This window comes from Rhodococcus sp. 1168 (genome assembly GCF_002091955.1).
In the GTDB taxonomy this organism is placed as follows: domain Bacteria; phylum Actinomycetota; class Actinomycetes; order Mycobacteriales; family Mycobacteriaceae; genus Rhodococcoides.
On the sequence record NZ_MKKY01000072.1, the window covers coordinates 293117 to 318899 of the forward strand.

General features: G+C 61.7%; 24 protein-coding genes and 1 pseudogene. 24 read left to right on the forward strand and 1 reads right to left on the reverse strand.

Annotation, left to right across the window (positions count from 1 at the left end; genetic code table 11):
• The first annotated feature begins 7 nt into the window (after positions 1-7).
• The 16 genes from mutM (at position 8) to trmD (ending at position 18108) form a co-directional block, all read left to right on the forward strand.
• Positions 8-874, forward strand: coding sequence for a bifunctional DNA-formamidopyrimidine glycosylase/DNA-(apurinic or apyrimidinic site) lyase (gene mutM, locus BJI47_RS15545; RefSeq protein WP_088944519.1), 867 nt, complete (start codon positions 8-10; stop codon positions 872-874).
• A 38-nt stretch (positions 875-912) separates the two neighbouring features.
• Positions 913-1341 (forward strand): OsmC family protein, encoded by a 429-nt coding sequence (locus tag BJI47_RS15550; RefSeq protein ID WP_088944520.1) that lies wholly within the window; start codon positions 913-915, stop codon positions 1339-1341.
• A 67-nt stretch (positions 1342-1408) separates the two neighbouring features.
• Complete coding sequence (locus BJI47_RS15555) at positions 1409-1684, forward strand: acylphosphatase (protein ID WP_088944521.1); 276 nt, start codon at positions 1409-1411, stop codon at positions 1682-1684.
• Between the two features lie 76 nt (positions 1685-1760).
• Positions 1761-5489 carry a chromosome segregation protein SMC gene (gene smc, locus BJI47_RS15560; protein ID WP_088944522.1) on the forward strand — a complete coding sequence of 1243 codons (3729 nt, stop codon included), beginning with the start codon at positions 1761-1763 and terminating at the stop codon, positions 5487-5489.
• A 76-nt stretch (positions 5490-5565) separates the two neighbouring features.
• Entirely contained in the window at positions 5566-6948 is a 1383-nt protein-coding gene (ftsY, locus tag BJI47_RS15565) for a signal recognition particle-docking protein FtsY (RefSeq protein WP_088944523.1), read from the forward strand.
• A gap of 268 nt (positions 6949-7216) precedes the next feature.
• Positions 7217-8476: an ammonium transporter gene (locus BJI47_RS15570; RefSeq protein ID WP_176224909.1), complete on the forward strand. Its 1260-nt coding sequence runs from the start codon at positions 7217-7219 to the stop codon at positions 8474-8476.
• Positions 8477-8550: 74 nt separating this feature from the next.
• Positions 8551-8889, forward strand: a complete 339-nt coding sequence (locus BJI47_RS15575) for a P-II family nitrogen regulator (protein ID WP_019664269.1) — start codon at positions 8551-8553, stop codon at positions 8887-8889.
• Positions 8879-11410, forward strand: a complete 2532-nt coding sequence (locus BJI47_RS15580; RefSeq protein ID WP_088944682.1) for a [protein-PII] uridylyltransferase — start codon at positions 8879-8881, stop codon at positions 11408-11410. The genes BJI47_RS15575 and BJI47_RS15580 overlap by 11 nt, the downstream gene beginning before the upstream one ends.
• Positions 11411-11594: 184 nt before the next feature.
• Positions 11595-12410: a M23 family metallopeptidase gene (locus BJI47_RS15585; protein WP_088944525.1), complete on the forward strand. Its 816-nt coding sequence runs from the start codon at positions 11595-11597 to the stop codon at positions 12408-12410.
• Positions 12411-12546: 136 nt separating this feature from the next.
• Positions 12547-14103, forward strand: coding sequence for a signal recognition particle protein (ffh, locus tag BJI47_RS15590; protein WP_088944683.1), 1557 nt, complete (start codon positions 12547-12549; stop codon positions 14101-14103).
• Positions 14104-14109: 6 nt separating this feature from the next.
• Positions 14110-15192 (forward strand): amidohydrolase family protein, encoded by a 1083-nt coding sequence (locus tag BJI47_RS15595; protein ID WP_088944526.1) that lies wholly within the window; start codon positions 14110-14112, stop codon positions 15190-15192.
• Positions 15189-16019, forward strand: a complete 831-nt coding sequence (locus tag BJI47_RS15600; protein ID WP_088944527.1) for a CPBP family intramembrane glutamic endopeptidase — start codon at positions 15189-15191, stop codon at positions 16017-16019. The genes BJI47_RS15595 and BJI47_RS15600 overlap by 4 nt, the downstream gene beginning before the upstream one ends.
• A gap of 128 nt (positions 16020-16147) precedes the next feature.
• Positions 16148-16639, forward strand: a complete 492-nt coding sequence (gene rpsP, locus BJI47_RS15605; RefSeq protein ID WP_088944528.1) for a 30S ribosomal protein S16 — start codon at positions 16148-16150, stop codon at positions 16637-16639.
• Entirely contained in the window at positions 16636-16878 is a 243-nt protein-coding gene (locus BJI47_RS15610) for an RNA-binding protein (protein WP_003939023.1), read from the forward strand. The genes rpsP and BJI47_RS15610 overlap by 4 nt, the downstream gene beginning before the upstream one ends.
• Positions 16879-16889: 11 nt before the next feature.
• Positions 16890-17423, forward strand: a complete 534-nt coding sequence (gene rimM / locus BJI47_RS15615) for a ribosome maturation factor RimM (RefSeq protein WP_088944529.1) — start codon at positions 16890-16892, stop codon at positions 17421-17423.
• A gap of 4 nt (positions 17424-17427) precedes the next feature.
• On the forward strand, positions 17428-18108 hold the full coding sequence (gene trmD, locus BJI47_RS15620) for a tRNA (guanosine(37)-N1)-methyltransferase TrmD (RefSeq protein WP_088944530.1): 681 nt from the start codon (positions 17428-17430) through the stop codon (positions 18106-18108).
• Positions 18109-18118: 10 nt separating this feature from the next.
• Here trmD and BJI47_RS15625 read toward each other — a convergent pair whose 3' ends face one another.
• Complete coding sequence (locus BJI47_RS15625) at positions 18119-19090, reverse strand: serine hydrolase (protein ID WP_088944531.1); 972 nt, start codon at positions 19088-19090, stop codon at positions 18119-18121.
• 64 nt (positions 19091-19154) lie between these two features.
• Here BJI47_RS15625 and BJI47_RS15630 point away from each other — a divergent pair, with 64 nt between their 5' ends.
• The 8 genes and pseudogenes from BJI47_RS15630 (at position 19155) to BJI47_RS15660 (ending at position 25709) form a co-directional block, all read left to right on the forward strand.
• Positions 19155-21488 carry a Tex family protein gene (locus BJI47_RS15630; RefSeq protein WP_176224882.1) on the forward strand — a complete coding sequence of 778 codons (2334 nt, stop codon included), beginning with the start codon at positions 19155-19157 and terminating at the stop codon, positions 21486-21488.
• 79 nt (positions 21489-21567) lie between these two features.
• A pseudogene (locus BJI47_RS15635) lies at positions 21568-22423 on the forward strand (hypothetical protein).
• A gap of 138 nt (positions 22424-22561) precedes the next feature.
• Positions 22562-22903, forward strand: coding sequence for a 50S ribosomal protein L19 (gene rplS, locus BJI47_RS15640; RefSeq protein ID WP_088944685.1), 342 nt, complete (start codon positions 22562-22564; stop codon positions 22901-22903).
• A gap of 173 nt (positions 22904-23076) precedes the next feature.
• On the forward strand, positions 23077-23859 hold the full coding sequence (gene lepB, locus BJI47_RS15645; protein ID WP_088944533.1) for a signal peptidase I: 783 nt from the start codon (positions 23077-23079) through the stop codon (positions 23857-23859).
• A 14-nt stretch (positions 23860-23873) separates the two neighbouring features.
• Positions 23874-24614: a ribonuclease HII gene (locus BJI47_RS15650; protein ID WP_088944534.1), complete on the forward strand. Its 741-nt coding sequence runs from the start codon at positions 23874-23876 to the stop codon at positions 24612-24614.
• A 39-nt stretch (positions 24615-24653) separates the two neighbouring features.
• Positions 24654-24959 carry a DUF2469 domain-containing protein gene (locus tag BJI47_RS15655; protein ID WP_084348597.1) on the forward strand — a complete coding sequence of 102 codons (306 nt, stop codon included), beginning with the start codon at positions 24654-24656 and terminating at the stop codon, positions 24957-24959.
• A 10-nt stretch (positions 24960-24969) separates the two neighbouring features.
• Entirely contained in the window at positions 24970-25128 is a 159-nt protein-coding gene (locus tag BJI47_RS24135; RefSeq protein WP_168708264.1) for a hypothetical protein, read from the forward strand.
• Positions 25129-25370: 242 nt separating this feature from the next.
• Positions 25371-25709: an Lsr2 family protein gene (locus tag BJI47_RS15660; protein WP_084348598.1), complete on the forward strand. Its 339-nt coding sequence runs from the start codon at positions 25371-25373 to the stop codon at positions 25707-25709.
• Positions 25710-25783: the final 74 nt, after the last annotated feature.

Consider the following 25783-nt stretch of genomic DNA (forward strand, 5'->3'; position numbering starts at 1 on the left):
AAACTCGATGCCCGAGTTGCCCGAGGTCGAAGTAGTGCGCCTCGGTCTCGAATCGCACGTAGTCAGCACTACCATCGAATCGGTGGAGGTACTGCACCCGCGCGCGGTCCGACGTCACTTTGCTGGTGCGCGGGACCTGGAGGCTCAGCTACTCGGCCGACGCATCGTGTCAGCGGAGCGACGCGGCAAGTATCTGTGGCTGCCACTCGATACGCAGGACGACGCGATAGTCGTGCACTTGGGAATGAGCGGCCAAATGCTCGTGCAGCCACCGTCGGTGCCTGCAGAGAAGCATCTTCGCATCCGCGTAGGGCTGGACAACGGAGCCGAACTCCGATTCGTCGATCAACGAACTTTCGGTGGTTGGTCCATCGCACACCTCGAATCCGTCGACGGGTCCGTGGTTCCCGAGTCCGTGACACATATCGCACGAGACCCGGTTGATCCGTTGTTCGATGCGGAAGCCGTCGTGAAGGTGTTACGGGGCAAGCACACCGAGATCAAGCGCGCCATACTCGACCAAACCGTGCTGTCGGGCGTGGGCAACATCTATGCCGACGAGGCACTGTGGCGCGCCAAGATTCACGGCAACCGAATTGCAGAGACCTTGTCGAGGCCAGTCTTACGCACACTGTTGACTTCGGTTCACGCGGTGATGGGTGAGGCTCTCGCACAAGGTGGTACATCCTTCGATGCGCTGTACGTCAATGTCAACGGCGAATCGGGATATTTCGATCGGTCGTTGGATGCGTACGGCCAGGAGGGGTTGCCATGTTCGCGTTGTGGTAGCCCGATCCGGCGTGAGAAGTTCATGAACAGATCGTCATACAGCTGTCCCACCTGCCAGCCGCGACCTCGGAACACGCGGACCTGACGAAGCCTTTACGGCCGGTCACCCTAGAATCGACTCTCATGGCTGATGAGAGCACACCGACGGCACTGTGGGTCGAACGGACGGGGACGCGTCGATACACCGGAATGAGCTCGCGAGGAGCCGAGGTGTTGATCGGTTCGGAGTCGGTTGACGGAGTCTTCACCCCTGGTGAGCTACTCAAGATCGCGCTGGCGGCATGTACCGGGATGAGTTCGGATCTCCCATTGTCGCGCCGCCTCGGTGACAATTACGACGCGAAGGTGACTGTGTCGGGGTCTGCCGACCGTGAGAACGAACGCTACCCGGAGTTGCGTGAGGTGCTTTCGGTCGATCTCAGCGAGCTCGACCCAGACGCGCAGCAGCGGTTGCTGACCGTCGTCGAGCGCGCCATCGACAAGGTGTGCACCGTCGGACGAACCCTGAAAGCGGGCGCTGAGGTATCCCTCGAAATCGACGTGGACGGCTGACGATGGGGATTCCGACGTCGATGGCGATCGACTCGCTCTACAGAGCGGTCCGAAAGTCGACCTCCCCATGAGCGAGATCCGGTTGACCGCTTGGGTGCACGGTTCGGTGCAAGGCGTCGGGTTTCGATGGTGGACCCGTTCGCGCGCCCTCGAACTCGGACTGAGCGGCCACGCGACGAATAGCGCGGACGGTCGAGTGCTCGTCATTGCCGAGGGTGCACGAGAAAGCGCCGAGCGCCTCCTCGCATTGCTTCGTGGGGGAGATACGCCGGGCGTGGTGACCCTCGTCGTGGAGAGCTGGGATCGGCCGCGTGGTGGGCTCAACGGTTTCGTCGAGCGGTGATGAAGGGACGTATTCGGACCCTGACGCTCCAGATCTCGTACGCGCTGGTGAGGTACACCCGGTACTCTGAAGCGCCATGCATCTCAAGAGTCTGACGCTCAAGGGCTTCAAGTCCTTTGCTTCAGCGACGACTCTTCGTTTCGAGCCAGGTATTACCTGCGTCGTCGGGCCCAACGGGTCGGGGAAGTCCAACGTTGTGGACGCTCTCACCTGGGTTATGGGGGAGCAGGGAGCGAAGGCTCTACGTGGCGGCAAGATGGAAGATGTCATTTTTGCGGGCACCTCGGGACGTGCTCCGCTAGGTCGTGCGGAAGTGACGCTCACGATCGACAATTCCGATGGTGCGTTGCCTATCGATTACTCCGAGGTGTCGATCACCAGGCGAATGTTTCGTGATGGTGCAGGCGAATACGAGATCAACGGAGCCTCGTGTCGTTTGATGGACGTCCAGGAATTGCTGAGCGATTCCGGCATCGGCCGCGAAATGCACGTCATCGTCGGGCAGGGGCGGCTCGCTGCGATCCTCGAGTCCAGACCTGAAGATCGAAGGGCCTTCATCGAAGAAGCTGCGGGCGTTCTCAAACACCGTAAGCGCAGGGAGAAGGCCGTCCGCAAGCTCGATGCCATGCAGGCGAACCTGGCTCGATTGACCGATCTGACCACCGAGCTCCGACGTCAACTCAAGCCTCTCGGTCGTCAAGCCGAGGTCGCTCGTCGCGCGCAGACGGTCCAAGCGGATCTTCGCGATGCCCGGCTGCGTATCGCGGCCGACGACTTGGTCGGCCGACGTGAAGAGTTTGCCAACCAGACTCAGGACGAGGCTGCAGCCCGCGAGCAGTATGCGACAGTCCAGGACACGCTCGAGGCAGGCAATGTCGCACTCGGAGAGCTCGAACAGTCGGTTGCGCGGTTGACTCCGAGCGCGGAGGCCGCCGGGCAAACCTGGTTTCAGTTGTCCGCACTCGCCGAACGAGTCAACGCCACGATCAGAATCGCGAAAGAGCGTGCACGCCATCTCGATTCGGCGTCGTCGACAGGCCGTGGTCAAGACCCGGACGAACTGGAAGCTCAGGCCGATCGTGTCGCCGAAGAGGAATTGGAACTCGTCGAGGCCGTCGAGATCGCACGCGAGTCTCTCGAGGCTGCGAGAGAACAGCTGGCCGAACGTGAGGCTGCGGCTTTCGAGGCGGAACGCGCTCATATGGCTGCGGTGCGTGCGGTCGCCGATCGCCGAGAAGGATTCGCCCGGCTTTCCGGACAGGTCGACACCTACCGAACCAAGGCTGATTCCACCGATGCAGAGGTTGCTCGGCTGTCGGTGGCGATCGACGAGGCTCGTGAGCGCGGGGACATCGCGCAAATGGAATTCGAGAGCGTTCAGGACCAGATAAGCGGGCTCGACGCCAGTGAATTGAGTCTCGACACTCAATACGAGCGAGCGGTGATGGCGCTCCGAGGCGCGGACGTGCGCGTGACGGAATTGCAGAACGAGGACCGAGTTGCAGGGAAAAAGGTCGCCTCCTATCAGGCTCGAATCGAAGCCCTGAAGATGGGACTCGAACGCAAGGACGGAGCCGGCTGGCTCATCGAAAACTCTCAGCCCGGCGTGTCCGGGTTACTTGCCGACCGCATCAGTATAGAAACGGGCTTCGAGGTGGCAGTGGCGGTGGCGTTGGGCCCCGTAGCCGACGCCGCTCACGCCGAATCGTTCACGAGTGCACTCGATGCCGTTCTGGCACTGCGCGATGCGGACGGCGGGCGTGCAGCTGTCGTCTTCGGCGATGTTGCGTCTTCTGCGAATCGCCGCACCGTCCAGTTGCCGCAGGGCGCGAGGTGGGCGCTCGATGTGATCGAGTTCCCCGATGCGCTTTCCGGTTCGATGAGTGCGTTGCTCGGCGGCATCGCAGTAGTCGAATCTCTCGACGACGCCGCGTCTTTGGTGCAGTCCTCACCTGGCGTCAGGGCAGTGACCAAGGCTGGGGATCTTCTCGACACAGGGTGGGTGACTGGCGGTTCGGACAGGCGGCCGAGCACCATCGAGGTGCAGTCTGCAATCGATATCTCGACCGTCGAACTTGCTGCCGCAGAACGATATTCGGCCGAGCTCGAAGCCGCATTGTCCGGAGCTCTGGCGGAGCAAGTCGATCGCCGCGAATCCGCAGAACAAGCGCTGGCCGCGCTCAACGAGTCCGACGCCGCGATTGCAGCGGTGTACGAGCAGCTAGGTCGCCTCGGTCAGCTCGCTCGATCGGCGCACGCAGAATCCTCGCGGTTGACCGAGCAGCGAAACCGAGCAGAAGCCGGTCGTGAGGAGGCTCTTACCGTGTTGGCGGAGCTCGAGGAGCGGCTCAGGCTGGCTGAGGACGAGCAGGCCGGGACCGATAGTGGATCCGATTCGGGTGAATCGATCATGGCGCGTGAGATGGCTGCCGCCGCACTGTCCGAGGTTCGATCGGTCGAGGTCGACGCACGTCTGAATGTCCGCACCGCCGAAGAGCGGGCGCAGTCCGTCCGGGGCCGCGCGGACTCGATGCGTCGAGCTGCCCGTGCCGAACGTGAGGCTCGTGCACGGGCCGAACGGGAGTTGATCGGGCGTCGACACGCTGCAGCGGTCGCGCAGGCGGTGGCGTCCGCCGGTGATCGCGTGGCCGAAAGGCTCGCCGGCGTCGTCGCTGCCGCTGCCGCTCGTCGTGACGAGCTCGCCGCCCAGCGTGCCACTGCCACAGCCGAATTGGACCGGGTCAAAGAGCAGGTTCGTGCTCTTCAAGCCCAGCTCGCGTCGATCACCGACGCGGTCCACCGCGATGAAATTGCTCGGGCGCAGGCCGCGCTCAGAATCGAGCAGCTCGAGGCGACGATCCTCGAACAGCACGGCATCGGGCTCGATGACCTGATCGCCGAATACGGACCGGATGTGAGCCTGCCCCCGACGGAACTCGAGATGAGCGAGTACGAGGCCGCGAAGGAACGCGGAGAGCAGGTGGTGGCACCCGCCCCGATGCCGTTCGATCGGGTGTCTCAGGAAAAGCGGGCGAAGCGTGCCGAACGGGACTTGGCGACCCTCGGGAAAGTGAACCCCCTCGCGCTCGAAGAATTCGCTGCGCTCGAGGAGCGATACAACTTTCTCTCCACACAACTGGAGGACGTCAAGTCCGCCCGTAAGGATCTGCTCGAGGTGGTCGCCGATGTCGACGAGAGAATCTTGCAGGTCTTCACCGAGGCGTGGTTCGACGTCGAACGCGAGTTCACCCAGGTGTTCGCCAAGTTGTTCCCAGGGGGAGAGGGAAGACTGATCCTCACCGAACCAGGGAACATGCTCACTACAGGTATCGAGGTCGAAGCACGCCCACCAGGAAAGAAGGTCAAGCGACTGTCCCTGCTGTCCGGCGGCGAGAAGTCCTTGACAGCCGTAGCGATGCTGGTCGCTATTTTCCGAGCGCGACCATCTCCGTTCTACGTGATGGACGAGGTCGAAGCTGCACTGGACGATACGAACCTCCGACGTCTGATCGGGTTGTTCGAGCAACTTCGCGAGAAGTCGCAGCTGATCGTCATCACCCACCAGAAGCCGACGATGGAGGTTGCCGACGCACTGTATGGAGTTTCGATGCGCGGCGACGGCATCACGACGGTGATTTCGCAACGCCTCAACCGCAACCGAGTCGAGACGATCGGCAGCGTGACGGCCCCCGATGGCAACGAGTCGGATCTCCTCGAGTCACCGGTCCCAGATGACCGTGTCCGTGAAAATTCCGTGCCTGCGGCCGAAGTTTCTCTACCGGAAGGCTCTGAGTCGTCGAACTGAGTTCGAGTGATGTGCTGTGCGCTTGCCCGCCAGGGTGCCGGTTGGGTGGCGAAGACGCTCCTGACAGGATGGACGCGTGAGTAGCGAAGCGTGGATCATCGTCGCGGCCGTTCTGGCCATCCTGGCCGTGGGGCTCGTAGTCGGACTCGTGGTGTCGCGTCGTCGGCGAATATCGCTCACCTCTTCGGAGACCCCGAAGATCGAGGAGGGCGAGAAGGACAAGTCGGGCGGATACAAGGCCGGTGGCGGATTCTCGTTCAGCCAGGGAAGCGCGGTTGCCGAGCCGGATCTTGCGCCGAAACCCGTGCCCGAGCCTCAACCCAAACCCAAGCCTGTGGCCGCGCCGGAGCCTCGGCCTTCCCTGGAGCCCCACCCTTCCCTGGAGCCCCAGCCTTCCCTGGAGCCCAAGCCTTCCCTGGAGCCCAAGCCTTCCCTGGAGCCCAAGCCTTCCCCACAGCTCGAGCCGTCTCCGGAACCGGGGCCGGCACCTGTTCCAGATTCCGATCCGGTGTCCGTCGCGCCGGTTCTCGACGAGATTGCTCCTACCGATGGGCGGCTGGATCGCCTCCGTGGTCGACTCTCTCGCTCGCAGTCCGCGATCGGTAAGAGCTTGTTGGGCATCCTCGGCGGTGGCGACCTCGATGAGGATTCGTGGGAAGAAGTCGAGGACACACTGCTGATCGCAGATCTCGGTTCGTCCACGACCAACGAGATCATGACCTCGCTGCGCGAGCAGATGGCGTCGCGCAGTATCCGCACCGAGGCCGACGCCCGAGCATTGCTACGCGAGATTCTCATCAAGCAGTTGCATCCGGAGTTCGATCGGTCGATCAGAGCGCTGCCGCACGAGGGCACCCCCGCTGTTCTGCTTGTCGTCGGTGTGAACGGGACGGGCAAGACGACCACGACAGGCAAGTTGGCCCGCGTGCTCGTTGCGGACGGGCGTCGTGTCCTGCTGGGTGCCGCGGATACGTTCCGTGCCGCTGCGGCGGACCAATTGCAGACGTGGGGTGAGCGCGTGGGCGCCGACGTCGTGCGCGGCAAAGACGGGGCCGATCCGGCTGCCGTTGCCTTCGACGCAGTGTCACGAGGTATCGAGCAGGGAGTCGACGTCGTTCTTGTCGACACCGCCGGACGTCTCCATACGAAGTCCGGATTGATGGACGAACTCGGCAAGGTCAAGCGGGTAATCGAGAAGCGAGCGCACGTCGACGACGTGTTGCTGGTCCTGGACGCGACCGTGGGGCAGAACGGTCTGATGCAGGCACGCGTATTCGCCGAGGTAGTGAACATCACCGGGGTGGTATTGACCAAGCTCGACGGTACCGCCAAGGGTGGCATCGTCTTTCAGGTGCAGCGTGAACTCGGAGTGCCGGTCAAGCTCGTCGGACTCGGGGAGGGCGCCGACGATTTGGCACCTTTCGAGCCCGAGGCCTTCGTCGACGCGTTGCTCGGCTGACCGGATCGGCTCGGTCGATCTCTGTCCGGAGTACGTCGGGCGGTCTATCGGTTCCTCTCAATTCGATGAAAACTACAAAACGCCTGCACGAAATGTTATTGCAACAGTTTCGGTCCATCCGTTCACACGTGTGAAACACCGGAGTGTCATGAACGAAACTTCGTGAAACCACTCTTTCTCTCAGACGGCGCACCATCCGGTGTGCACGAGAAGGAGGGTGCACGTGAGTCCCGAGGAATTGTTGGCCAACTCCGGCAATGCTGCCTGGATGCTGACAGCAGCATCGTTGGTGCTGCTGATGACGCCAGGCCTGGCGTTTTTCTATGGTGGTATGTCGCAGCAGAAGTCCGTACTCAACATGATGATGATGTCGTTCGGGGCAATGTTCGTCGTCGCACTCGTCTACGTCCTGTGGGGATGGTCGATGTCGTACGGAACCGAGAACATAGGCGGGGTGTTCGCGAACCCCTTCGAGTTCTTCGGTTTGAAGGATTCGATCACCGATGCGGACGGGAACTTCCTCGCCGGCGCCTGGGGTTACCCGAACGTCATCGACATTGCCTTCCAGGTGACGTTCGCGATCATCACGGTCGCACTCATCAGCGGCTCGCTCGCTGGACGCGTCAAGTACGGCACCTGGCTGGTGTTCGCCGGCGTCTGGGTCACCCTGGCCTACTTCCCCCTCGCACACATGGTGTGGGGCGGCGGATTGCTTTCCGGTTCGGAGGACGGCTTCGCGGCGAAAATCTTCGGCACAACCGACGACGGCGACGGCGGGCTCGTTGCGGCTGTCCCACCGATCGACTTCGCTGGTGGCACCGTGGTCCACATCAACGCGGGAATCGCCGGTCTGATTCTGGCGCTCATCATCGGCAAGCGCGCAGGATTCGGTCGAGTTGCCTTCCGGCCGCACAATCTCCCATTCGTCATGCTCGGTGCGGCGCTGCTGTGGTTCGGTTGGTTCGGATTCAACGCAGGCTCCGCCTTCGCTGCTGACGGGTTCGCAGGTTTGGCCTGGGTCAACACGACTACTGCTGCGGCAGCTGCGATCGCAGGCTGGCTCGTCGTGGAGCGTATTCGCGACGGCCATGCCACAAGCCTCGGTGCTGCTTCGGGCATCGTCGCAGGCCTGGTCGCCATCACGCCTGCCGCGGGCGCCCTGACCCCGATCGGATCGATCTTCCTCGGCGTCGTAGCCGGAGTGCTCTCCGCTCTGGCCGTCGGCCTCAAATTCAAGTTCGGCTACGACGACTCGCTCGACGTGGTCGGTGTCCACCTCGTTTCAGGTCTTTGGGGCACCATCGGAATCGGCTTCTTCGCGTCGGAGACCGGGCTGTTCTACGGTGGCGACTACAAGCAATTGGTCGTCCAGACGGTCATCGCTCTGTCTGCCGTGATCTTCACCGGAGTCATTACCGCGATCATCGCGTTTGCGCTCGTACCACTCGGCTGGCGCGTGTCGGAAGAAGGCGAAGCCAAGGGTATCGACGAAGCTGAGCACGCTGAGACTGCGTACGACTTCGCTTGACAGGGTAAAGATAGGGGGCGAGAAGTCGCTCCGAATACAACCGAGCATTCGTGAGCTTGTGAAGGGAAGCACAAATGAAGCTGATCACGGCAATCGTCAAACCGTTCACCTTGGAGGACGTCAAGACAGGCCTCGAACAAGCCGGCGTGCTGGGCATGACGGTCAGTGAAGTCCAGGGTTATGGACGTCAGAAGGGCCATACCGAGGTCTACCGTGGTGCCGAATACTCCGTCGACTTCGTTCCGAAAGTACGCGTGGAGGTCGTCGTAGACGACGCCGCAGTGGAGAAGGTTGTGGAAGTAATCGTCGAAGCTGCACGTACCGGCAAGATCGGTGACGGCAAGGTCTGGGTTTCGCCGGTCGACTCGGTCATCCGAGTACGTACCGGTGAACGTGGCGCCGATGCGCTCTGACCCCAACGGGTCGCGGGCAGGGGGCCCCGATTCTGGAGCGAAAGCTACAGGGTCGGGGCCTTCGGTCTCGAATGGCCCGATCAGCTCGAAGGGCACCAGTGATGCAGCCGCAGATCTGGCGCGAGCCAGAAAACAGCTGCTCGACGACGGAAGCCGGAACCGACGTCTCGACGCGCCCTCGCTCCGACAAGCTTTGGTCGATCTGCACGAATTCTGGTTGACCACCAAGGGTGCCGAGCTCGGTATAAAACCGGATTCCGGATTCGCAATAGTTGCGGTTGGCGGATTGGCGCGGCGCGAAATGTTGCCCTATTCCGATCTCGATCTGATTCTTCTTCATGACGACATGCCTGCCGAGCTCGTAGCCGATGTGGCGGACAAGCTCTGGTATCCGTTGTGGGACGCGCACATCAAGCTCGATCACAGCGTCCGCACCGTTCCGCAGGCCCTGCAGGTTGCAGCGTCGGATCTGACTGCTGCTCTCGGAATGCTCGAGGCGAGGCACATTGCCGGCGATGTCGAATTGAGCAATTTGTTGATCGGTGGAGTCCGGCGAGAGTGGCGGACGAACATCCGTTCTCGCTTCGAAGAGTTGATCACCCAAACCCGGTCTCGTTGGGCCCGTAGCGGAGAGATCGCCCATCGTGCCGAGCCCGAACTCAAGAGTGGCCGCGGAGGGCTGCGCGACGTTCAGCTACTCGATGCGCTGTCCATTGCACAGCTCACCGACGGTATGCCGGGGCTCGGGCCGGAGTCACCGGGCGGCGGACTTGCCTTCGCACATGGCCGTTTGCTCGACGTCCGGACCGAGTTGCACCGTGTTGCAGGCAGAGCACGCGATCAGCTTCGGGCGCAGGACGCCGACGAGATCGGCGCGGCCTTGCGTATCGGTGACAGATTCGATCTCGCTCGCGTACTCAGCGATTCGGCTCGCACCATCAGCTATTCGGTGGATGTCGGCCTCCGTACCGCCGGCAATTCCCTGCCTCGTCGTGGGCTGTCCCGCCTCCGGCGTGTTCCGGTTCGACGCCCGCTCGATGAGGGTGTCGTCGAACATGCCGGTGAAGTAGTACTCGCGCGTGACGCTCGTCCGAACAAGGATCCCGGGCTCATAATGCGGGTTGCCGCTGCCTCCGCGCAGACGGCGATGCCGATGTCGGCTTCGACGTTGAATCGCTTGTCCGAAAGCGCACCCGAGCTACGCGAACCGTGGCCGAAGGAAGCGTTCAACGACCTGTTGGTATTGCTCGGGTCAGGACGCCGAGCGATCGCCGCGATCGAGGCGCTCGATCGGACCGGCCTGTGGGGTCGGCTGATTCCGGAATGGGGAGCCGTTCGTGATCTGCCGCCGCGCGATGCGGTGCACACGTGGACGGTCGACCGGCATCTCGTGGAAACCGCTGCGTACGCAAGTGCTTTGACGACACGTGTGGCCCGACCGGATCTGCTCGTCCTCGGCGCTTTGATCCACGACATCGGGAAGGGAAGGGGCGGAGACCACAGTGCGGTCGGCGCTGAACTCGCGACACAGATCGGGAATCGGCTGGGGCTGTGGCCTTCCGACGTTACGTTGCTGTCGAAAATGGTGCTCCATCACCTGTTGCTTCCGGACACAGCGACTCGTCGCGACCTCGACGACCCGGCCACCGTGGAGAAGGTCGTGCAGACCCTCGGATCGGACACTGTCCTGCTGGAGCTGCTGCACGCTCTCGCCGAAGCGGACTCGCTGGCGACCGGCCCTGGGGTCTGGGGTGATTGGAAGGCCTCACTTATCCGCGAACTGGTTCGGCGATGTCGCTTGGTCATGGCGGGGGAGAGCTTGCCGACTGCCGACCCCCTCGATCCCGCTCACATTGCTTTGGCGGAGAAAGGAGGAGTCCACGTCGATCTGCAGCCGACCGAGGGCTCACACACGTTCGTGGTGACCGTGATCGCTCCGGACAATCCTGGTTTACTGTCCGACGCAGCCGGCGTCTTGGCTCTGCAATCGCTGCGAGTGCTGTCGGCTTCGCTCGGGAGTCACGAGGGGACGGCCGTGAATTCCTTTGTGGTTGCACCGCTGTTCGGCTCACCGCCCCAGGCTGGTCTGATGCGTCAAGAAATCATTCGCGCGCAGGCAGGGGAGCTCGATCTGCTCGGCATGCTCGACGCGAAGGAACGTGATGCTCGACCAGTGAACCTGGGCGGCGAAGTCGATGCGGCCGTACCGGTTCTGTATGCGCAGGCTCCCCCGAGAGTCCTGTGGTTCGACGGGACCGAGCTTGGTCAGCTAGTTCTCGAATTGCGAGCCGAGGATCGACTGGGCTTGTTATCTCGACTGGCCAGCGCGCTCGAGCGCTGCGGTGCACACGTCCGCTGGGCGAGAGTGACAACATTGGGTACGTCGGTCATCGATGCGTTCTGCATCGATCTGGCCGGATCGGACAGCCGCGATACTCGCGAAGAAATCGAGCGTGCCGTGCTCGCGGTAGTTCCGGCGCCCGAACCACCGAAACCAACGGTGAAGCTGGAAGGGACCTGAACGCTGGTTCGGGTGGTCAGAGATCAATCCTCCGATGAGTAGTGATATTTCATAAAGATTCGGTTACGGTCGGTGCGGGCGAGATCAATTTGTTATATTTCACGCCACCGAACGAAAGAACGACTTCTGGTCGTTTTACGACGCTCGAGATTTATTCACGCCGACGACTGATGAGGTATTAACTGTGGGATCCCACCGGCGGTCGAACACGTATGTTCCGATCGAGATGGATATCGATGCACCGCGCGGGCGTCACAGGGCACACGTAGAGAAGAACGAAGCCGGACTTCGGGCCGCGACGATCGTTCTGGCTACCGGCGCGATCGTGGCGGGAGCTGCACAATTGGGGGCAGGTACCGCCGCCGCCGCCCCCGTACCGGAAGCCCCGACAGCAGGGTTGCCGTTCGAAATTCCGCAGAATATTCTTCCCGCGGGCTTCGAGTTGCCGCCGGGTGTGGAGATCCCGGACAACATCGGGCTCCCGCAAGGCCTTCAGCTTCCGGACACGTCGAACCTGCAGGGTTTCGGTCTTCCTGACGTCGGAGCCGCAGCCCAAGGCTTGATCAGGGGTCTCCAGCCGATCAAAGAGCGGGCTGTTCAGCCCGTATCAGGGGTCCTCACATCGTCATTCGGGTCACGTTGGGGTGCGCACCACGGCGGTCTCGATATCGCCGCTCCGGTTGGAACACCGATCTTGGCTGCGACCGACGGTCAGGTGACAGCAGCGGGACCGGCCTCCGGTTTCGGTCTGTGGGTAAAAGTGCTGCACGACGATGGCACCGAAACGGTCTATGGGCATATCAACGACTATTCGGTGACCCCCGGACAGCATGTGACTGCAGGTCAGCAGATCGCCACGGTGGGTAACCGCGGCGAATCCACCGGCCCGCACCTGCATTTCGAGGTCCACGATCCGAGTGGCGTGAAGGTCGATCCCGCCGAGTGGCTCTCCATGCGCGGAGTCTCGGTCACCTGGACCGACCCGGCAATCAACGCCTGATCTCGAAGGTCGTTTTCCGGCGTGCACAGCGCTGTAGAACCCTCGCCGAGAACATGAGGTAGTACCGGGCGCTAGTGTGGAGCCTGCTCTACACGACGTTCAGGCCCCATTCGCAATCGGCTCAGGAGTGCAATCGGTGTTCGAATCCCTTTCCGACAGGTTGACCGGGACCCTCAAAGACCTGCGTGGCAAGGGGCGTCTGTCGCCTGCCGATATCGATGCCACCGCCCGCGAAATTCGACTCGCCCTGCTCGAAGCCGACGTGGCGCTTCCAGTGGTGCGCGAGTTCATCACGCGAATCAAGACGCGTGCCAAGGGTGCAGAGGTTTCGGGTGCGCTCAATCCTGCCCAGCAGGTCGTCAAGATCGTCAACGAAGAACTCGTCGGGATTCTCGGCGGGGAGACCCGCCGACTGAGCTTTGCGAAAACACCTCCGACCGTCGTCATGCTGGCAGGCCTGCAGGGCTCCGGTAAAACCACACTTGCAGGCAAGCTCGCCAAATGGTTGAAGGACCAGGGGCACACGCCTCTTCTGGTCGCCTGCGATCTGCAGCGTCCGGGCGCCGTCAGTCAGCTCCAGATCGTCGGTGAACGCGCGGGCGCGACTGTGTTCGCTCCGCACCCAGGCACGTCCATCGGAGGCGGGGAGAACGAGCTGGGAGTCTCTGCCGCCGATCCTGTCGAGGTTGCTCGCGCCGGTGTTGCCGAGGCCCGGAGCAAGCAGTACGACATCGTGATCGTCGATACGGCCGGTCGGCTCGGAATCGATACCGAACTGATGAATCAGGCCGCAGGCATCCGAGATGCGGTCCAGCCGGACGAAACCCTGTTCGTCCTCGATGCGATGGTCGGCCAGGACGCCGTCAGCACGGCGCAAGCTTTCCGCGACGGTGTCGGTTTCACCGGTGTTGTGCTGACCAAGCTCGACGGTGATGCACGTGGCGGCGCTGCACTGAGTGTTCGCGAGGTGACCGGTGCCCCGATCATGTTCGCATCCACGGGCGAGAAGCTCGAAGACTTCGACGTGTTCCACCCCGACCGGATGGCCAGTCGAATTCTCGGAATGGGTGACGTCCTCAGCCTTATCGAGCAGGCAGAGCAGCATTTCGACGCGGAACAGGCCGAAGCGACCGCGAACAAGATCGGGTCGGGGCAGCTGACGCTGGACGACTTTCTCGAACAGATGATGGCCGTTCGCAAAATGGGCCCGATCGGCAATTTGCTCGGCATGCTTCCCGGCGCCGGCCAGATGAAGGAATTGGCCAATGTGGATGAGAAGCAGCTCGACCGCGTGCAGGCCATCATTCGTGGCATGACGCCACTCGAGCGCACCGACCCCAAAATTATCAATGCCTCCCGCAGGCTGCGGATCGCCAACGGATCCGGTGTCAAGGTTTCCGACGTCAACCAACTCGTCGATCGCTTCTTCGAAGCGCGGAAGATGATGTCGGCCATGGCAGGTCGCATGGGGATGCCGGGCGCTCGCAAGCAGGTCCGCAGCAAGAAGGGTAAAAAAGGCAAGAAGGGTGCTCGTGGCCCAACCCAGCCGAAGATACGTGGCGGCTTCCCGGGCATGCCGGGTGGCATGCCCGCCGGTATGCCTGATCTGTCCGGAATGCCCAAGGGCCTCGATCAGATGCCGCCGGGCCTCGAAGGCATCGACCTGTCCCAGCTGAAGCTGCCCAAGAAGTAGACCGGCATGGTCGGATTCAGAGTTCGGGGTCGGGTGCTGCCGTCCGAGGAACTCGTCGAACTGTGGATAGTGGATGGCCTCGTCTCGGTCGAACCGGTATTGGGTGCGCAGACGCTGTGCGAGGACGGCTGGATTCTCCCCGGACTCGTCGACGCGCACTGTCACGTCGGTATCAAGTACGGCGGCGGACACGAGGACCTTCCCGGCGCAGTCGAGCAGGCGAAGACCGAGCGTGATGTCGGAGCATTGTTGCTTCGCGATGCCGGATCTCCCATCGACACCCGAGAACTCGACGAGTACGAAGATCTGCCGCGGATCATTCGCGCTGGACGGCACATCGCCATGCCCAAGCGGTACATCCCGGGTTTGGCCGTCGATATCGAGGACGAATCGCAACTGCCGGAAGCTGTTGCGCAGCAGGCGCGATCGGGTGACGGGTGGGTCAAGCTGGTCGGTGACTGGATCGACAGAAGCGTCGGGGACCTCAGGCCGCTGTGGGACGAGGCGATTCTGAAAAAGGCAATCGATGCAGCGCACGCCGAAGGTGCGCGAGTTACCGCGCATGTGTTCGGTGAGGACGCGTTGCCCGGCTTGATCGGGGCCGGGATCGACTGCATCGAGCACGGTACCGGGCTGACGGATGCCACGATCGAGCAAATGGTCGAGCATGGAACCGCCCTCGTTCCGACGCTGATCAACATCGAGACGTTTCCCGATATAGCGGCTTCGGCCGGCAAGTATCCGGTCTACGCGCGACACATGCGGGAACTGCACGGTCGAGTGGCGTCGACCATCGGACGAGCACACGATGCCGGTGTACCGATCTTCGCGGGGACCGATGCGGGGGGATCCATTCGGCATGGACGGATTGCCGAGGAAGTGCAGGCTCTCGAACGCGTGGGAATGACCGCGACCGAAGCCCTGGGAGCTGCGTGCTGGGACGCTAGATCGTGGCTCGATCATCCCGGACTAGAGCACGGAGCGTCAGCCGATCTGCTGATCTACACGGCGGATCCACGCAGGGGACCGGATGTGCTGTCGGCGCCCGACGTCGTAGTGATTCGTGGTGTGCCGATCGAACGGAAATGACCCGGCCGGGTCCGAGCGACCCCGAGAATCTTCCGCCGAGTTGGGCCGGGATGGCCCCGATGAACGCTGTTCATCATCAGAGCACCGAGTACTCGGATCGCTACTGGCGGGCCGAGTCGCTGGCTGCGAAACGGCAAGACGGTCAGAGATGGGGAATTCCAGCAGCGGCGGCCGTACTTGTCCTCAACCTTGCAGGCTTCCTCGCGTTGCCTTGGTTTATCGACACCGACTCGTCGCCCGCATACGTTCTGGCGATCATGATTCCCAGTGTTCTGGCTGCGAGCCTTGCATTCGTGATCACCGCGCGCCGAGGAAACGGCCCCGTCCTCGATTTCGGTCTGCCGACCTCGCTTTCCGAATGGGGAGTTCAGGTTCGATCAGGAATCGCCTGGGGTGCCGCTGCCTTGGCTGGTGGCCTGTTACTCGCGCTGCTCATCTTGGCTCGTACCGATCTCGAGAACGAATCACCACTCGGAAATCTGGTCGCCATACCTACACCCTGGAAAGTCGCGTTGGTGGCGTGGATCTGGATCGGCGCCCCGTTCTGCGAGGAAGTGATGTTCCGGGGGATGCTGTGGGGTGCGCTCGAACGGCGTGTAGCGCCGATGAGGATGTCTTGGTTGGGAAACAGATGGGTCGTTCTGGTGGTCACGGCAGTGATGTTCGCGCTGTGGCATCGCGAAGGATGGCGTTTCGTAGTATTGGTGTGGGGCGGATTCGCTATCGGCATCGCCCGAATGCGGACCGGTTCGGTAGTGGCATCCACCACCGCTCACTCGGTGAACAACACCCTGCCGGCGCTGGCGATTCTCTCTCTGGCAGAATAAGCAGCTGTTCGCCCGTCCAACGGTTACGTACCGCACGGCGGTCACAACACCTCCATCGCAAAACCGGGTGCGCATCCCAAGCGCACCGCAGAATTGCGGCGTGACCAACTCGAAAGGCTCTATTTTTCATGGCTGTCAAGATAAAGCTCATGCGTATCGGCAAGATCCGCACCCCGCACTACCGCGTCGTCATCGCTGACTCTCGCACTCGCCGCAACGGCCGTGCGATCGAGACCATCGGCAAGTACGAGCCCAAGCAGGACCCCAGCATCATCGACATCGATTCCGAGCGCGCGCAGTACTGGCTCGGAGTCGGCGCTGTCCCTACCGAGCCCGTCGAGGCACTGCTGAAGATCACCGGTGATTGGCAGAAGTTCAAGGGCCTTCCGGGCGCCGAGGGCACGCTCCGCTTCGCTGAGGCCAAGCCGTCCAAGCTGGACCTCTTCAACGCTGCTTTGGCTCAGGCCGACGCCGAGCCGCTCGGCGACGCTACGACCGCCAAGAAGAAGAAGGCTCCGAAGGCCGACGAGGCTGCAAAGGCCGATGAGACGGCCAAGGCCGACGATTCAGCTGCGGCCGAGACCGCAGAAGCTCCGGCCGCCGAGGCTGCTGAGAAGTGAGTGCCGTTGTCGCCGACGCCGTCGAACATCTTGTTCGTGGCATCGTCGCCAATCCTGACGACGTACGCGTCGAACTGATCACCGGACGTCGTGGGCGCACCGTGGAAGTTCACGTACACCCAGACGATCTGGGTAAGGTCATCGGACGCGGCGGTCGGACGGCAACTGCGTTGCGTACCTTGGTATCCGGAATCGGCGGTCGCGGCATTCGCGTCGACGTCGTCGATACCGATCAGTAGGTAAACTCGCAATGGAGCTCGTAATCGGTCGTGTCGCCAAGTCGCACGGCGTCAAAGGTGAAGTGGTCGTCGATGTTCGCACCGACGAACCGGACGAACGCTTTGCTGTAGGAACGGTGCTGCACGGGCGCAAGCCGCGAGCATCGACCGATACAACCGAGTACACGGTGGAAGCCGCCCGGGACCACTCCGGGCGGCTTTTGCTGCGCTTGAAAGGCGTCGATGACCGCAGCGTGTCCGACGCTCTTCGAGGCACACTGTTCGTGATCGATTCCAAAGATCTGCCGGCCTCGGCGGACGATGACGACGAATTCTATGATCATGAGCTCGAGGGTCTTTCGGTCCGTCTGTCCGACGGTACGGTCATCGGTACGATCCGAGAGGTGCTGCACTCGGCGGCGGGAGAGTTGTTGTCCATCCGCCCCGCCGACGGCAGCCGCGCGGAGTTACTCGTGCCGTTCGTTGCCGCGATCGTGACGTCGGTCTCGCTTGCCGACGGCGTCGTCGTGATCGATCCGCCCGAGGGCCTACTGGACCCGGAGTAGCGCGGTGCAACTCGATATCGTCACGATATTTCCCGAGTACCTGACACCCCTTCGAGCTGCTTTGCTGGGCAAGGCAATCGACAAGGGGCTGGTCTCGGTGGGGGTTCACGATCTGAGGTCGTGGACCCACGACGTGCACAAAGCCGTCGACGATTCGCCCTACGGTGGTGGCCCAGGAATGGTCATGAAACCCACTGTCTGGGGTGATGCACTCGATGACGTACTCGCAGACGATTCACTATTGGTAGTTCCGACGCCTGCTGGTGTGCCCTTCACTCAGCGAACCGCCGAGCGGTGGGCAGGAGAACGTCATCTGGTGTTCGCGTGTGGCCGGTACGAAGGCATCGATCAGCGAGTCTTCGACGACGCAGCTCGACGCGTGCGCGTCGAAGAAGTGAGTATCGGTGATTACGTTCTCATCGGCGGCGAGGCCGCGGTCCTGGTGATGAGTGAGGCCGTTGTACGGCTCCTGCCGGGTGTGCTCGGCAATCAGCAATCGCACCAACAAGATTCGTTCTCCGATGGATTGCTCGAAGGACCCAGTTACACCAGGCCGGTGAATTGGCGTGGACTCGAGGTTCCCGAGATACTTCTCTCCGGCGACCATGCGCGGATCGCAGCGTGGCGCGCCGAGCAGTCCCTCCGACGTACCACCGAGCGGCGACCGGATCTCTTGTCGGACTGAACCGTTCGGGTCAGGCGATCGGCTGGCCGCCGATCGCGCCTTCCGGAAACAGCATCGTCACGACACCGGTGAGCGTGTCGCGAGCGTGCTGAGCGCTACTGTCGTCGGTGACGTCCACGACCGCGGTGTCCGGATAGTGCTCCATATCGTCCTCGTAGTGAATCTCCTCGCGGGAAACGAATGCCAACACGTAGCGATTGTCGACGCCTACTGTGCCCGTCGAGAGATGGATCCACCGGTCGGCGATGCAGCACATCCACCCCTGTTTGACCGCGTAGACCGGCTCGGCTGGTAGGCCGTCGACAATTCCGAAATGCTGGTGATACCCGTCGGTGGCCACCGGAGCCGATTGTCGAAGAAGCCCGATCATCGTTGCGGTCGACGCAGGTGAGAGTCCGCCGACGCCGTCGAGCAGCTGTGTGTAATAGGCAACGAGGTCGGCAGCGGTCGACATCGTGTTCCACCACAGGCCGTCCCACGGTGGTGTGGTCGCCGCCAATCCGTAGCGCTCGGCCACGCGCGTGATGATCTCGGACCCGCCGTACTTGTCCCACAAGTAGTTTGCGGCAAAGTCGTCTGAAGACTCCAGCATCGTCGTCATCGACTCCAGGTCTTCTTCGGCAACCGGGACCTGGCTGACATCCGCCCCGTGCAGTACGTCGTCGGCGATGAAAAGCTTCGATACCGAGGCTGTTTCGATCGGTTCGGCATCGCCGCTGGCAAAGTACGCACCGGTCTCGCGGTCGAGGAAAGCGAAATCGACCTCCGCGCCGCGCCCGATCGCGGACGCTACGGCTTCGGGTATACGCGACTCGATGGACATGTCATCGACGGTGGCCGTGTCGGGGAAGGGTGACTCGGAAGTATCGCTCTCGAGCGCGGCTGGAGTGTCGTCGGGGGCACTGCATCCAGTGAAAAGAATCGATACTGCGGCGACAAGGACCGTGAAAGACATCGCCAGGACTTGCATCGGCCTGGACATGTCTGCAATCTCCCACGATGGTCACTGGTGTTCTTGTCACAGAGTAGCGGTAGGGTCCAACGCCGTGACGACTGCTCTGAAATCTGTGAACAAGCGCATAGCCGAAGAACTCGACGTTCGCGAGGAGCAGGTCCGCGCGGCCGTGGATCTGCTGGACGGTGGTTCGACCGTTCCGTTCATCGCTCGGTATCGGAAAGAGGTCACCGGCAGCCTCGACGACGCCCAGCTCCGTCAACTCGACGAGCGTCTGCGCTACCTCCGCGAACTCGACGAGCGACGTGACGCGGTCATCGAGTCGATTCGATCCCAAGGCAAGCTCGACGAGCCACTCGAGCAGTCCCTGATGTCGGCCGAGACGAAAGCCCGAGTCGAGGACATCTACTTGCCGTTCAAGCCGAAGCGCAGAACAAAGGCTCAGATCGCGCGGGAGGCCGGGCACGAGCCTGTTGCCGACGCACTCATCTCCGATCCGAATACCGACCCGGCGCAGTACGACACCGAGCAACTCGACGGTGCACGCGCGATCCTCGTCGAACGTTTCGCGGAGGATCCGGACCTGGTTGGCGAACTCCGTGAGCTCATGTGGACACGCGGCAAGTTGACGGCGTCCGTCCGTAAGGGCAAGGAGAACGAGGGCTCCAAATTCGCGGATTATTTCGAATTCTCCGAACCCTTCACCAGCTTGCCTTCGCACCGGATTCTCGCTGCGCTGCGCGGAGAGAAGGAGGAGATTCTCTCCCTGAGCCTCGAACCGGAGCACGAGGAAACTCAGCCTGGCGTTCCTACGGTTTACGAAGGGCGCATCGCGAAGAAGTTCGACATCGCCGATCGTGGCCGTGCCGGTGACCGCTGGCTCCTCGACACAGTGCGTTGGGCGTGGCGGACCAAACTTCTGGTGACCATGGCAATCGACGTTCGGATGCGCCTTCGGCAGTCCGCCGAAAAGGACGCGGTGGACGTGTTCGCGTCCAACCTGAAGGACTTGTTGCTCGCAGCTCCTGCAGGTAACCGTTCGACGATGGGTCTCGATCCAGGATTCCGGACAGGCACCAAAGTTGCAGTGGTGGACTCGACGGGCAAGGTCGTCGACTACGACACGATCTATCCGCACAAGCCTCAGGGAAGATGGGATCAGGCGCTCGCGACCCTGGCGGCATTGGCCTCGAAGCACTCGGTTCAGTTGATCGCAATCGGAAACGGCACGGCCTCACGTGAAACCGACGCGCTCGCGGCGGAGCTCATTGCCAAATACCCCGCGGCAGGATTGACCAAGATCGTTGTTTCCGAAGCAGGCGCATCGGTGTACTCGGCATCGGCGTACGCCTCGAGCGAGTTGCCCGAGCTGGACGTGACTATTCGGGGCGCGGTCTCCATCGCACGACGGCTCCAAGATCCGTTGGCGGAACTGGTGAAGATCGATCCGAAATCCATCGGGGTCGGCCAGTACCAGCACGACATTTCAGAGGCATTGTTGGCCAGGTCCCTCGGTGCCGTAGTGGAAGATGCAGTGAACGCCGTCGGGGTCGACGTCAACACGGCGTCCGTTCCGCTGTTGTCCAGGGTGTCGGGAATTGCCGGCTCGCTCGCCGAAAGCATTGTTGCCCACCGTGATCAACACGGTCCTTTCGTCAGTCGATCCAAGCTCAAGGATGTCGCACGGCTCGGTCCGAAGGCGTTCGAGCAGTGTGCAGGATTCCTACGCATCGTCGACGGGGACGATCCGCTCGATCGGTCGAGCGTCCACCCCGAGGCTTATCCAGTAGTTCGGCGCATCGTCGACACAGCCGGGGTAGGGGTACGCGAGGTGATCGGCAACAGCACATTGCTGCGCACACTCGATCCACGAAAGTTTGCCGACGATCGATTCGGCCTCCCTACCGTCACGGACATCATCGCCGAACTCGAGAAGCCGGGTAGGGATCCGCGTCCGGAGTTCAAGACCGCGACATTCGCGGCAGGTATCGAGAAGGTCGCGGATCTGAAGCCGGGGATGACGCTCGAAGGCGTCGTGACGAACGTCGCGGCATTCGGCGCTTTCGTCGATGTCGGCGTCCATCAGGACGGCTTGGTGCACGTTTCGGCGTTGTCGCACAACTTCGTCAAGGATCCTCGAGAGGTCGTCAAGTCGGGGCAGGTGGTCAAGGTCAAGGTCATGGAGGTCGATATCGCTCGTCAGCGCATCGGCCTGAGCTTGCGCCTCGACGACGAGCCCGGTGCCGGATCGAAGGACAAGTCTCGTGGCGGTCAGTCGGATCGGCGCCAAGGGGGGCCACGCAGGGAAGGCCGCGTAGGTGACAATCGCGGAGGTGACAATCGCGGAGGGTCTGGCCGCCAAGCCAGTACTCCCGCAGGTGGCTCGATGGCAGACGCGCTCCGTAACGCAGGATTCGGAAAGTAGAGTTCGGCTCGGTAGCGAAGCTCAGCATCGGCGTGTTCGACCGATGTGAAGCGGGCCGTAGAAGGAAGGGTGGGCCACGGTGAGTGAGTGGCTGGAACGGGAGATCATCGAGGACGGACGACTCCCTCTCCTGTGCTTCCTCATCGGTTTCTTGGTCGGGTTCGCGGCCATTCGACTCAGCGTCCGATTGATCCGGGCGCAGGTGAAGTGGTGGCCGGGAAACATCACTCCCGGTGGTCGGCATATCCATCACGTCGTATTTGGGGTCGTGCTGATGCTCGTCGCCGGGGTTGCTCTCATCACGGTGTACGAGGACGGAAGTGCCGAGACAGGCGCTGCACTCGCTTCGTTGTTCGGAGTCGGTGCGGCGCTTGTGCTCGACGAGTTCGCGTTGATCTTCTACCTCGAGGATGTCTACTGGTCCGAACAAGGCAGAACGTCGATCGATGCGGTGTTCGTCGCGACGGCGGCAACAGGGTTGCTTCTGCTGGGATTTCACCCACTCGAACTCTTGAACGTCACCGATATTCGCCGAGACCCCAACCCCTGGGTCAGGGTTGGGTACGCATCTTTGGCCCTCTTCCACCTTGCCGTCTGCGCGGTCGTCGTGCTGAAGGGGAAGATCTGGACAGGGTTGATCGGGTTGTTCGTAGCGCCGATTCTCTACGTCGGCGCTATCCGGCTGAGCCGACCAGGAGCGCCGTGGGCACGCTGGTATTACACCAGCAGGCCCAAGCGGATGGCGCGTGCACTTCGGCGCGAGCGCACGATCAGACGGCCGACGATCAGGGCGAAGGTCTACCTTCAAGACTTGATCGCCGGGAAGCCCAGCATCGGCCACGCCGTCGAAGCGACGGAATACGAACTGGACAGGACGGTTCGTCCGGCACCACCTCCGGTGCCTGTTCCCTCTGCAGAGTGACGCGATTTCGTAACCAGGGTCTCTTTCTGGCACAATAGGCGGGTTGCCTGTGCAAGGCACAACCCTAATCGGAGTACGAACCAGCCGAGTTCCGTTCGCGGGGCCGCTCGGTTCCTCTGCTCGTGCGAAGAACGCAAGGATGGACCTACCGATGAACACTCTGGACTTCTTGGACAACAAGTCGCTTCGCAGCGACCTTCCTGACTTCCGCCCAGGCGACACGTTGAACGTGCACGTCAAGGTTATCGAAGGCTCGAAAGAGCGCATTCAGATCTTCAAGGGCGTCGTGATTCGTCGCCAGGGTGGTGGCGTTCGTGAGACGTTCACCGTCCGTAAGGTCTCTTTCGGTGTCGGCGTCGAGCGCACCTTCCCGGTTCACAGCCCGAACATTGCCGAGTTCGAGGTTCTGACTCGTGGCGATGTGCGCCGCGCGAAGCTCTATTACCTCCGTGATCTTCGTGGCAAGGCTGCCAAGATCAAGGAAAAGCGCTGATTGCGGTCACTTCCGCCCAGCTTCGAAAAGCGCCGCATCGCCCCTCGGGTCGGTGCGGCGTTTTCTTGTTCTCATCACCGTTGCTCGTTTCCTCGGCACGCGGCGGTGCACTGTTCGAAGCTCGGACAGACTGCGGCTGATAAACACACGAAGACTGGGGCTAATCTAGTGCCGTGGCAGATTCCCAGCAGGATCCGAACCGGCCGTCCGACTCGCACAGTGAGAAGTCGGAAGAGACGCGTCGTGAGAAGAAGCCTCGATCCTTCTGGCGTGAACTGCCGATACTGATACTCGTCGCGTTGGTTCTGAGCTTTCTGCTCCAGACATTCGTTGCACGCGTGTATCTGATTCCGTCCGAATCGATGGAACCGACACTGCATGGCTGCGCTGGTTGCACCGGGGACCGCATCGTCGTGGAGAAGATCGGTTATCGGTTCGGAGACCCCAAGCCGGGCGACGTCATCGTCTTCCGCGGTCCAGACTCGTGGAACAGCGAATTCACCTCCCTCAGGTCTTCGAACGCGATAATCCGTGGCGCCGAGGAAGTCGGCTCGCTGATCGGTGTCGTCGCACCGGACGAAAACGATCTCGTCAAACGAGTGATCGCCACCGGGGGGCAGACCGTGGAGTGCTGCGACGCTCAGGGACGTGTGCTGGTGGACGGTAAGCCGCTCGACGAACCCTATATTCAGATGGACTTCCCGTTCACCCCTGACGTCATGACCTGCGATACCGAGCTGAAGTCCGGTCGGTGCTTTTCGCCCGTCACCGTGCCCGAGGGCAACGTCTGGGTCATGGGTGACAATCGAAGCAATTCGGCCGATTCGCGGTTCCATGTCTCGGACGAACTGATGGGGACCGTGCCGATCGACAACGTGATCGGCAAGGCGTTCCTCATCGCGCTGCCGCCATCGCGGTTCGGCACCCTCGACTCGCCGGACATCCAAGGACAGTGAGCTGAACACAGGCAATGAGTAGTACGAGTCGATCACGAGGCCGTCCGCCGTGGCCACCGCGTCCTGTCATTCGTCGTTCTTCGGGGTTGCGGACGATGGAGTCCGCACTCGACCGCAATGGACTGGGCCCGGTGGCAGGTGTCGACGAAGCCGGGCGGGGTGCGTGTGCCGGCCCGCTTACTGTCGCCGCCTGCGTGCTCGGCGGAAAAGCGCACCCCGCGCTGGCTGATCTGAACGATTCGAAAAAGCTGACCGAGAAGCGCCGTGAGGAGCTGTTTCCGAAGATCCAACGGTTGGCGCTCGCCTGGAGCGTGGTGTTCATCGAAGCCGAAGAGATCGATCGAATCGGCGTCCATGTCGCCAACATCGAGGGAATGCGACGAGCTGTGGCAGGTCTTTCGATGATGCCCGGATATGTTCTGACCGACGGATTTCGGGTTCCTGGACTGCCGGTTTCGTCGCTCCCGGTGATCGGCGGCGACGCGACCGCCGCCTGCATCGCGGCGGCCAGCGTTCTCGCCAAAGTATCGCGCGACCGAGTGATGGTCGAGATGGATGCAGAAATCCCTGGTTACGGCTTCGCCTTGCACAAGGGGTACAGCACCAGAGCTCACGCGGTAGCGATGTCCGAACTTGGACCATGCTCCCAACACCGAATGTCGTACGCGAATGTCGTGGCCGCCGCGGCAGGCAGGACCGACGAAGTAGCGTCGGTCCTGGGCCGAATGGACTGCGATGGACGCAATGCGCGATGATTGAACTTCATGCCAGCCGACGGAGGATGAGAAGAACCGATGAGCGCCGAGGATCTCGAAAAGTACGAAACCGAGATGGAGCTCTCGTTGTATCGGGAGTACCGGGACATCGTCGGTCAGTTCAACTACGTGGTCGAGACTGAGCGCCGGTTCTATCTCGCCAACTCCGTCGAACTCATTCCCCACAACGCGGACGGCGAGATCTATTTCGAGTTGCGCATGTCCGATTCCTGGGTTTGGGATATGTACCGGCCGGCTCGTTTCGTCAAGCATGTTCGCGTGATCACGTTCAAGGACGTCAACATCGAGGAACTCGAGAAGACCGACCTGCGTTTGCCCGAGTAGAGCATTTCCCGTGTCGGTAACACTGTGGTTGCTGTTGATCGCGGCCGGTACCTATCTCGTCGGCCGGCGACGCTCGCGCAAGACTCTCGTCATGTGTGCTCAATTGATCGGCGCAGCCGCGCTGTGCTTCGTACTCGGTCAGGTTTTGTGGTCGATTGTGCAGCAGTAGCTAGTCGGCACAATAAATCGCCGCAATCGGTCGTTGAATAGTGTGAGAGTCAATTCCACATCGTATGCACGGCAAGGGGATTGACCGCTCGCTACTTTTGTGGGCGACTCGAAATCGGCTGTATTTGCTCGATATGAAAGCTGAAACGTTGCTGTGGATTTCTGTCCAATGTTGGGAGAATGAGCCAATTGGTGGTAGAAACGGCTCTATAAGCACTTCCCCCGACTGTTAGAGGTTCGGACATGGCACGCAAGACACTCGTCCAAATGATCGATGATGTCGACGGTTCGGTCATCAAGGACGGACAGGGTGAGACCATCGAATTCAGTATCGGTGGCAATCAGTACAGCATCGACCTGAACCTGAAGCATGCAAACGAACTGCACGAGCAGTTGGCATTCTGGATCGAGCATTCAGAAAAAGTATCGGGTCGTCGAGCACGCAAGACTTCACCGGCCTCCGCTCGTGGCAAGGTCGATCTGCAGGACATTCGCGCATGGGCTCGGGAAAATGGTTATGACGTGAGCGCACGCGGTCGAATCAGCCAGGACGTGCAAGCAGCATACGAAGCAGCGCACTGAGTTCATCCCCCTTCGGGATTTCATCTACGTAGCTGGACTTCGAGCAATGCCCCGACCGAGAAGGTCGGGGCATT